Origin of the sequence: Halopseudomonas pachastrellae (assembly GCF_900114765.1) — a bacterium.
In the GTDB taxonomy this organism is placed as follows: domain Bacteria; phylum Pseudomonadota; class Gammaproteobacteria; order Pseudomonadales; family Pseudomonadaceae; genus Halopseudomonas; species Halopseudomonas pachastrellae.
On record NZ_FOUD01000029.1, the window covers coordinates 18,667 to 27,713 of the forward strand.

A 9,047-nucleotide genomic window follows, 5' to 3' on the forward strand; every position below is an offset into this window, starting at 1 on the left:
AGGGAGACTCCCCATGCTCAGCTGGGACGAATTCGATAGCGAAGACACCACCGCAGCCCCTGCCGGCAAACCCGCGCAGGCCAAGCCCGCCGCACCGGTTGCCGACAGCCCGGCCATGGAAAACCAGGCCGAGAGTTCGGTAGAAGACGCGCGCCAGATCAGCGCCGATGACTCCGACGCCATCGCCCGCGCCAAAGCCGCGCTGGACGAGCTGGACATTCAGGAAGGTCTGGACGATCTGGAAGGCTCCGCAGCCCGCGTACAGGTCGGCGACAAGCAGATGATCAACGCCCGCGCCGACCTCAACCAGCTGGTGCCCTTCAAGTACGACTGGGCCTGGCAGAAGTATCTCGACGGCTGTGCCAACCACTGGATGCCGCAAGAGGTCAACATGACCGCCGACATCGCCCTCTGGAAGAGCGCCGACGGCCTGACCGAAGACGAGCGCCGCATCGTCAAGCGTAACCTGGGCTTCTTCTCCACCGCCGACAGCCTGGTTGCCAACAACCTGGTACTGGCCGTGTACCGCCTGATCACCAACCCCGAGTGCCGCCAGTACATCCTGCGCCAGGCCTTCGAGGAAGCGATCCACACCCACGCCTACCAGTACTGCATCGAGTCGCTGGGCATGGATGAAGGCGAGATCTTCAACATGTACCACGAGATCCCGAGCGTCGCGAAGAAAGCCTCCTGGGGCCTCAAGTACACCCGCTCGATCTCCGACCCGCAGTTCAACACCGGCACGCCTGAAACCGATCGCCAGTTCCTGCGCAACCTGATTGCCTACTACTGCGTTCTGGAAGGTATCTTCTTCTACTGCGGCTTCACCCAGATCCTGTCTATGGGCCGCCGCAACAAGATGACCGGCACCGCCGAGCAGTTCCAGTACATCCTGCGTGACGAGTCCATGCACCTGAACTTCGGCATCGACGTGATCAACCAGATCAAGATCGAAAACCCGCACCTGTGGGATGCCGCCATGAAGGATGAAGCGACTCAGATGATCCTGCAGGGCACCCAGCTGGAAATCGAATACGCCCGCGACACCATGCCCCGCGGCGTGCTGGGCATGAACGCCGCGATGATGGAGGACTACCTCAAGTTCATCGCCAACCGCCGCCTGACCCAGATCGGCCTGAAAGAGGAATACCCGGGCGCCACCAACCCCTTCCCCTGGATGAGCGAGATCATGGACCTGAAGAAAGAGAAAAACTTCTTCGAGACCCGCGTGATCGAGTATCAGACTGGCGGTGCGCTGACCTGGGATTGACCCTTCCCCCCAACAAAGAAGCCCGGCAGAAGCCGTTCTGCCGGGCTTTTTTGTGCTCGCTGACCATGCCTGCGGCAGGGCGGGGAGCGTGGGAACGATCAGTCTAATGATGATTTAACGCTTCACCGCCACCACCAACGCATTCCCGGATGTCCCATTCCACGGCACCAGCCGCTGGTAATCGAGCTCCAGCAGCTGCACCTCAAAATACGGCTCAAGCAATTCAAGCAGTTGACCGAAGGTAACGGCAACCATCGGGTGCTCGTCTTTCCAGAGTTGGGTGCCTTGCGCGTCGGTGCGCTCGATGCGCAGGCGCAGGCGCTGTTGTTCACCCTCCCCTGCGTAAAACCAGCCCGTGCTGAACCAGAAGGTGGCGTCCTGCTGACGCACGGAATGGGACACAAAGGAGCTGTTGTCGATCTGGCTCTTGTCTACTGCGTTAAAGCAAAACACCCCGCCGTCAGCAAGCGCCGCATGGACGCTGGCGATGCAGGCGCGTAGCCGTTCGATACTGCCGCTGTAATGGATTGAGTAGAGAAAGCAGGTGATCAGATCGAGCGACTGCGTGGCGCTGAAGGCGCACATGTCCTGCTGAGAGAAGCTTGCCTCAGGGCAGCGCTGCTGCGCCAGGTCCAGCATTGGCTGGTTGATATCCAGGCCGCTGCTTTGAAAGCCCGCATCCAGAAAATGACGCACGTGGGGGCCGGTGCCGCAGGCGAGGTCGAGGTGGCGTTTACCGCCGTTGCCGAACAGCTGATGGATACGCTGCACACACTGACTCTGGGCCGGATAATCGATGTCGGCGCACATCAGGTCATAGTAACCAGACAGGTCGGTGTAAATGGCGTTGTGGGACATGATGGCCTGGCGCTGAAATGGCGGTGGCGCATCATATATCGCGGTGACAGAAAGTCACCTGAAATCTGCAGGAAGAGCCCACGATTGCGCCAGAGCGACGCAATCGTGGGCCGATGTCATGGTAGTCGGGCTACCAGGACGTTCCTGTCACGGGGGAGTTGCACAGGCCGGCAGGCCGGCGCGCTCACCCACGGTGAAGGTACAGCCGTAGTTGTCGTTTGCCACCACAACCGGGTCAAGCACCTCGTCACCGGCCGGTTTGGCGCCGCCGTTTACCCAGGTCAGCCAGTCGTTGATCGCGGCGGTGTATTCACCGTCCGAGAAGTCGCAATGGCTCGGCGCACGAATGGCCCGCTGCACCAGCAGGTCTTCATTGCCATTGGCCTCTGCGCGCTCACGGTACAGCTGCTGATGACGGAAGGGTACGTAAAAGTCGCCAAGGGTGTGCATGGTCAGAACAGGTACGTCAAAGTCCCCGTTGACCAGCGGAATCCAGCGCACCCCGTCATCGCGCAGGGGGTTGGCGTCCGGATCGGCGCTGACGCGATCAAGCGACTCGTTAAACTCGATCTCTTCTGCGGTGGGCGTGGGGCCGGTGGTCCAGCGATACACCACATCCTCATTGCCGTACATGCTCTTGAGCAGGATGCCATTGATGCGACCATCGCTGCCGCCGGTGCCCAGCACAATGTCCTGCAGGGGCGTGGCATACCCAATGTTGAAGATCGGCCGTTTGCCGCCAGTCAGGTTTTCGGCGATGGCTACCAGTCGCTCACCTGCAACACCCTTCGGTGACGCCCAGTTCGGCCAGCCATTAGGCAGCTGATTGAACAGCGCATCAACCATCGGGCCAGGAGAGGTAATAAGAGAGGCAGACCCAAAGTCGGTAAACTCACCCGCCAGCTCAAGGAAGCGTGAGTAGTCCTCATCTCCATAGCCGGAGATTTCCATCATTACCCGGGTGTAATCGCCCAACCACTGAAACTCGTTCTGCTCTGCATGGCAAAAAGGCGCAGCCCCTGCATAAGGCACGGGGAACATGGTTTGCTCAAGGTTCTCGCGATCAACTGCGGCGGCAGCGATGTGGCCGCCCATCGAAACCCCAGAGATCAGGTACTGACCGGGAGCGGTGTACCGCTCGCCATAGTCCTGCTCGATATAGTCAACAAAGTTGAGAGCCAGCTTGTTGGTATCTTCGATACCGGCACGGGCGTCGTACCAGTTGGCAGAATAGGAGGACGCAGCCCAAGCGTACCCCGCGTTCAGTACTGCCAAGCGCCAGGCTGCCGGGGGCATGGCGAGGCTCAGGCCGAGTGTTTCACCCGCATAGCCATGGGTCCACATGACCAATCCATCACCATCCCAACCATCCGGCACTTCAACCGAATAGATGGCATCGCCCTGCAGACCCTCATAGATACCGAAGTAGATGGACGTGCCGGCCAGCGCGGCCGGCAAGGTAGCCGGCAATTCAGCACGGAATTCGCGACTATCCTGGGCGCGGGTTTCGGCAGCCGGCGGAGAATCGCTGCCACCTCCCCCACCACTCAAACAACCACTCAGCATTAATGCAGACAGCGCTACGGGCACGGCAGCCCGAGACCAAGATGCAGTTGGCAAGGTAAACCTCCAGTGTTTTTTGTAATTGTTATTGCTGCGCAAATCCTGCGCTCGTCGATCATAGTGGAGATTCAGTGACCAGATATGCTTATCACTGCGAATGATGAACAGACCTGCAGCGCAGCATATACAGAGGCGAGCCGGCATAGCCGCACCGCATCCGCGCGCACCTCGCAAACGCCCACTCCAGCGCGTTCGGGCGACAATAGTCGCGGATGCGCTGAGTGCTCGCACTGGTTACACTAGCGTCCTGCCTTAATACCCACATGACGCGCAAGGACACCCAAGCCATGACCCAAGACCTGCTCTCCACTCCGATGCCTGACGCCAACGGTTACTTCGGCCCCTACGGCGGCCAACTGGTACCGCCGGAGCTGAAGCAGGCAATGGACGATATCGACAAAGCGTATGAAGAGATCCGCCAGCGCGAAGACTTTCAGCAGGAGCTGGCCATCCTGTTTGCCGACTATGTGGGTCGCCCCAGCCCGATCTTTCACGCCAAGCGTTTGTCAGAAAAGCTCGGCGGCGCGCAGATTCACCTCAAGCGTGAAGACCTCAACCACACCGGCGCGCACAAGATCAATCACTGCCTGGGCGAGGCGCTGCTGGCCAAGTTCATGGGCAAGAAAAAGGTGATCGCCGAGACCGGCGCCGGCCAGCACGGTGTGGCACTGGCTACCGCCTGTGCGCTGGTAGGTATTCCCTGCGAGATTCACATGGGTCAGGTGGATATCGAGAAGGAACACCCGAACGTCACCAAGATGCGCATTCTCGGCTGCAAGCTGGTGCCGGTGACGCGCGGCGCGGCGACCCTGAAAGAAGCGGTCGACAGCGCCTTTGAGGAATACCTGAAAAACCCGACGGACTACATCTACGCCATTGGCTCCGTGGTTGGCCCACACCCCTTCCCGAAAATGGTGCGCGACTTCCAATCGATCATCGGCAACGAGGCACGCGAGCAGTTCCTCGCCAAGTACAACCGCCTGCCTGATCACGTTGCTGCTTGCGTGGGCGGCGGCTCTAACGCCATGGGCATGTTCACCGCGTTTCTCGGCGACGAGAGCGTGCATCTGGTCGGCGTGGAGCCGGCAGGCGAAGGCCTGGACAAGGTCGGCCGCCACGCCGCCACCATGTCGGTCGGCAAGCCCGGCGAGCTGCACGGCATGGCCTGTTACGTGCTGGAAGACGAACAAGGCAACCCGTCTGCCGTGCACTCCATCGCCTCCGGCCTTGACTACCCCGGTGTTGGCCCGCAGCACAGCTTCCTGAAGGACATCGGCCGCGTCGATTACCAATCCGCTACCGACCAGGAATGTCTGGACGCCTTTATGACCCTGTCGCGCACCGAAGGCATTATCCCCGCGCTGGAAAGCGCACACGCGGTAGCCTGGGCCATGCGCGAAGCAGCCAAGCTACCGAAGGACAGCCATATTCTGGTCAACCTGTCCGGTCGTGGCGACAAGGATGCTGACTACGTCGCCCAGAAGTTGGGGCTGTAAAGGCTCCAGAGACGGGTACGGTGGCACAGTCCACCGTACCTACAGCCCAACCGTAGGACGGCTTAAGCGCAGCGTGTCCGCCGGCTGACTCGCGGTCAAACGCGGTCAGCTTTCACAGGGTACACACCCCGCCCGGCACAGCCATCACCCAATCTCTCACCGCTTGAATGACCGGCTCACTCTTGCGGCTTTCCGGGTAGACCAGATAAAACGCCTTGACCTTGATCTCCGGTCCAAAGGGTTGCACCAGCCGGCCTGCGGCCAGCTCATCCTCAATCAACTCCCGGCTCATCAAGGCCACGCCCTGCGCACCCACCGCAGCCGATACCGCGTGCGTCTCATCGGAAAACACCAGCCCGGCGCTGATATCCAACCCCGGCACCTTGGCCAGCTTTTGCCAGCCGGCCCAATCCACCGGCCCAGTGCCTGCTGACGGGCTGTGAAAATGGATCAGCGGGTGGTTGGGCAAGTCATTGATGTCGCTCAGCCCCAACAAGGGGCTGCAGGCTGGGATAAAGGTATTGTCGAGCAGCTTCTCCGCCACCATACCGGGCCAGCGACCATCGCCGTAGCGGATGGCGATATCGGCGGTCACACCATCCAGCGCGACGGTGTCGTGCGAAGCGTGAATACGCAGATCGATGGTCGGGTGGGTTTCGCGCAGCATGCACACCCAGGACAGCAGCCAGCGTGAGGCAATCACCGGCGTCGTGGTCAGGGTGACCGCATGGCGTTGCGGCGCACTGCGCAGGCGCTCAACCGCAGCGCTGATGCTGTCGAACGCCCCCTCCAGCACCTCTTTGAGCTCCCTGCCCGATGCAGTCAGCTCCAGCTTGCGCGGCTTGCGCACAAACAGCGCGACGCCAAGCGACTCCTCCAGCGAACGAATCTGGTGACTGATCGCCGTGGCAGTAACCGATAGCTCTTCGGCTGCCCGCTTGGCGCTCTCGTGCCGGGCTGCCGCCTCAAAGGCGCGCAAGGCCGACAACGGCGGTAGCTTTCGCTGGCCCATAGATGAATTCCTTTCAGCTGAACATCAAAATATTCATCGTTTGTCGCCCACACGGCGAGAACTTAGGCTGAGTGTGTTGCCAATTTAAGATGAATTCAACTTCAGGAGACACCACATGCCTCACATTCTGCAACTGGACGCCAGCGCCCGCCCCGGCTTTGCCGGCAAAGACCTGCATGGCTCCCACAGCCGCAATCTGAGCCAGCGTTTTGTCAGCCAGTGGCTGGCGCAGCGCCCGCAGGACACTACCACCTACCGCGACATCGGCCAGCACCCGCCCGCCTGCATCAGCCATGACTGGATCGCCGCCAGCTTCACCCCTGAGGCGCAACGCGAGCCCTGGATGCATGAGACGCTGGCAGAAAGTAACCAACTGGCTGACGAATTGATTGCGGCCGACATTCTGGTCATCGGCGTGCCGCTCTACAACTTCGGCATGCCCGCCACACTGAAAGCCTGGATCGATCAGATCGTACGCCCGGGCAAAACAGTGGATATCGACACCAGCAAGCCGGAAGACCCGTACACCCCACTACTGGCTGACCGGCCGCGCCACGCGGTCATTCTCACCGCGCGCGGTGGCGTGGGCTTTGGCCCGGGTGGCGAGCTGGAAGCGCTCAACCACCTGGAGCCTGCGCTGATCACCGCACTTGGGTTTCTGGGCATTACGCAGATTCACCAGATCGCCATCGAGGGGCAGGAACACGGCGGCGAGGTACTTGCCAACTCGGTCGCCCAGGCCAATGCGGCTGTCGATGCACTGGTGCAGCAGCTGCAGCAGACTCCACAAACAGCGCGATTGGCGGAAACAGCCTAAGCGCCGCCAGGCTGTGATTGGCTGCATCGCCAGCCGCTGCCTGCGGCAAAACCAGGGCGGATTACCTCTTGTAAAAAGTGTCCGTTTTGGCCCTTTCCGGACCCGGCATACATCCTGCTAAACTCCATCAATCAAAATGAAAGAGCTGAGCAGCGAATGCAGTGGATTCCAGTCCAGATAAGCACGCGAGGCGCCCGCCGGGGCTGCTGGCTGCTTACATTCGCGTTGCTCGCGCTCTCACCCGCCAATGCGGCGGAGCCTTGCCAGAAAAGCCTGCGCTGGAACGATGACCCGCCGTACAGCATGCTGCTGGCAGACGGCAGCGTGCGGGGCATCTCCATCGACACGCACACCACCGTACTTGAACGCCTGGGCTGCAAGACGGTTCTGCGCAAACTGCCCTGGGCCCGCGCCCTGAGGGAACTGGAGACTGGCAGGCTGGATATTCTGCACGGCGCATTTCGCCGTCCTGAGCGCGAGGTCTACGCGCACTTTTCCGGCCAGATCCTCCCCCCGGCGCGCAACCTGCTGTTTGCCCACTCGGACGCCATCGCCCGCTGGCCGGCCAATCGCCTCACCGACCTCGCAAGCACGCCGTTTCGCCTGGGCGCGCAGATTGACGTGCAATACGGCCCCGACTACCAGTTGCTGATGCGCGATGCCGACTACGCCGAGCGTGTAGCCATGGTCAACCGGCGCAAGAGCCTGTGGTACATGGTTGCCAAAGGGCGTATCGACGGCGCCATTGCCGACGAGCACACCGGTGCCTGGGAGATTCAGCAACTGGGCCTGGCCGACGTCATCAAGGCCACCCACATTGTGGTATCAGACGAGGCAGCCGAGGTCGCGCTCAGCAAGGCGTCCAACGACGTTGCCTTTGTTGCCAGCTACGCCGCCACCCTGCAGGACCTGGTCAACGACGGCACCTACCAGCAGATCGTCGAGCGCTATCTCACGCCCTGAAGCCAGCGCCAGCAGGCCACAGAATCCGCCCCGACAAACCCCGAACGCATCACATCCCCGCTCTGAACTGATTGGCCGCTGAACGCCGGTGGCCCATGGTGCCGCATCGCCTTCAGAGAGCCTTCAGTCCATGCCCCGCTACCGCCGCGCACGCGCCCCGGGTGCCAGCTACTTCTTCACCGTCACCCTGCACGACCGCAAGAGCGACCTGCTGGTGCGTGAGATCAACCTGCTGCGGCGCTGCGTGCGCGCAGCGCGCGATCGCCACCCTTTTCACATTGACGCCTGGGTAGTGCTACCGGACCACATGCACTGCGTTTGGACGCTACCGCCTGATGACGCAGATTTTGCCCTGCGCTGGCAGTTGATCAAACACGGGTTTTCCAGTCGCCTGCCAAAGAATGAACCCAGAACCAGTAGCCGCCAGCGCCGACGGGAGCGCGGCATTTGGCAGCGACGTTATTGGGAGCACCTGATTCGTGATGAGCGCGATTATGCGCGGCACATCGATTACATCCATTACAACCCGATAAAACACGGGCATGTAACCCGCCTCGCGGATTGGCCCTATTCCAGCTTTCACCGCGCCGTCGCCGCCGGCATGTATCCGCCGGATTGGGGCGATGCACCAAGCGAGCAAGGCACCAAATTCGGCGAGTGAAACACCCAACCGTAGATACCGTCTTCCAACTTAGTGCGCAATGGCCAATGCTGGGTCGAAGGGCTTACCTGATTTGAGTACGCCATAGGCGATACTCAGCAACTTACGCATGGCCGCGCACACGGTCTGCTTACCCTTTTTGCCCCTGGCCCTCAGACGCTCGACTTGCGCCTTGATCGCTGGGTTGTAGGTCATCGCTACAACAGCAGGTAGGTAGAGCGCACTGCGCAATCGAGCTGACCCTGTTCGTGAGATGCGAGTACGACCGTAGTAGGCGCCTGACTCTTGCAGGCGTGGGTCCAGGCCCGCGAACGCAGTGACCGCGCGCGAATGGGTAAAGCGTTCTA

General features: G+C 61.1%; 9 protein-coding genes. 5 read left to right on the plus strand and 4 right to left on the minus strand.

The genetic code is table 11. The features are described 5' to 3' along the window. Nucleotides 1–13: 13 nt before the first annotated feature. Complete coding sequence (locus BM116_RS17855; protein WP_083728674.1) at nucleotides 14–1,270, plus strand: ribonucleotide-diphosphate reductase subunit beta; 1,257 nt, start codon at nucleotides 14–16, stop codon at nucleotides 1,268–1,270. Nucleotides 1,271–1,384: 114 nt separating this feature from the next. Here BM116_RS17855 and BM116_RS17860 read toward each other — a convergent pair whose 3' ends face one another. Continuing rightward, the gene (locus BM116_RS17860; protein WP_083728675.1) at nucleotides 1,385–2,128 is read right to left on the minus strand and encodes a class I SAM-dependent DNA methyltransferase; all 744 of its coding nucleotides are present in this window, start codon (nucleotides 2,126–2,128) and stop codon (nucleotides 1,385–1,387) included. A 147-nt stretch (nucleotides 2,129–2,275) separates the two neighbouring features. After that, complete coding sequence (locus BM116_RS17865) at nucleotides 2,276–3,679, minus strand: alpha/beta hydrolase (protein ID WP_211276311.1); 1,404 nt, start codon at nucleotides 3,677–3,679, stop codon at nucleotides 2,276–2,278. A 359-nt stretch (nucleotides 3,680–4,038) separates the two neighbouring features. Between BM116_RS17865 and trpB the strand changes: the two genes are divergently transcribed. Next, nucleotides 4,039–5,247: a tryptophan synthase subunit beta gene (gene trpB / locus BM116_RS17870; protein WP_083728677.1), complete on the plus strand. Its 1,209-nt coding sequence runs from the start codon at nucleotides 4,039–4,041 to the stop codon at nucleotides 5,245–5,247. 112 nt (nucleotides 5,248–5,359) lie between these two features. Here trpB and BM116_RS17875 read toward each other — a convergent pair whose 3' ends face one another. After that, nucleotides 5,360–6,259, minus strand: a complete 900-nt coding sequence (locus BM116_RS17875; protein WP_083728678.1) for a LysR substrate-binding domain-containing protein — start codon at nucleotides 6,257–6,259, stop codon at nucleotides 5,360–5,362. Between the two features lie 115 nt (nucleotides 6,260–6,374). On the opposite strand from BM116_RS17875, the gene BM116_RS17880 reads away from it, so the two are divergent. From BM116_RS17880 to BM116_RS17890, 3 genes are all read left to right on the plus strand, one after another. Next, a complete protein-coding gene (locus BM116_RS17880; protein ID WP_083728679.1) occupies nucleotides 6,375–7,076 on the plus strand; it encodes an FMN-dependent NADH-azoreductase in 702 nt (233 codons plus the stop codon). Nucleotides 7,077–7,232: 156 nt separating this feature from the next. Continuing rightward, nucleotides 7,233–8,039: a substrate-binding periplasmic protein gene (locus BM116_RS17885; protein WP_083728680.1), complete on the plus strand. Its 807-nt coding sequence runs from the start codon at nucleotides 7,233–7,235 to the stop codon at nucleotides 8,037–8,039. A 130-nt stretch (nucleotides 8,040–8,169) separates the two neighbouring features. Then, nucleotides 8,170–8,700: an REP-associated tyrosine transposase gene (locus tag BM116_RS17890; RefSeq protein ID WP_083728681.1), complete on the plus strand. Its 531-nt coding sequence runs from the start codon at nucleotides 8,170–8,172 to the stop codon at nucleotides 8,698–8,700. Nucleotides 8,701–8,730: 30 nt separating this feature from the next. On the opposite strand, the gene BM116_RS17895 is transcribed toward BM116_RS17890, so the two are convergent. Then, a partial coding sequence (locus BM116_RS17895) for a transposase (RefSeq protein WP_139222374.1) occupies nucleotides 8,731–9,047 on the minus strand: 317 nt, incomplete at its 5' end.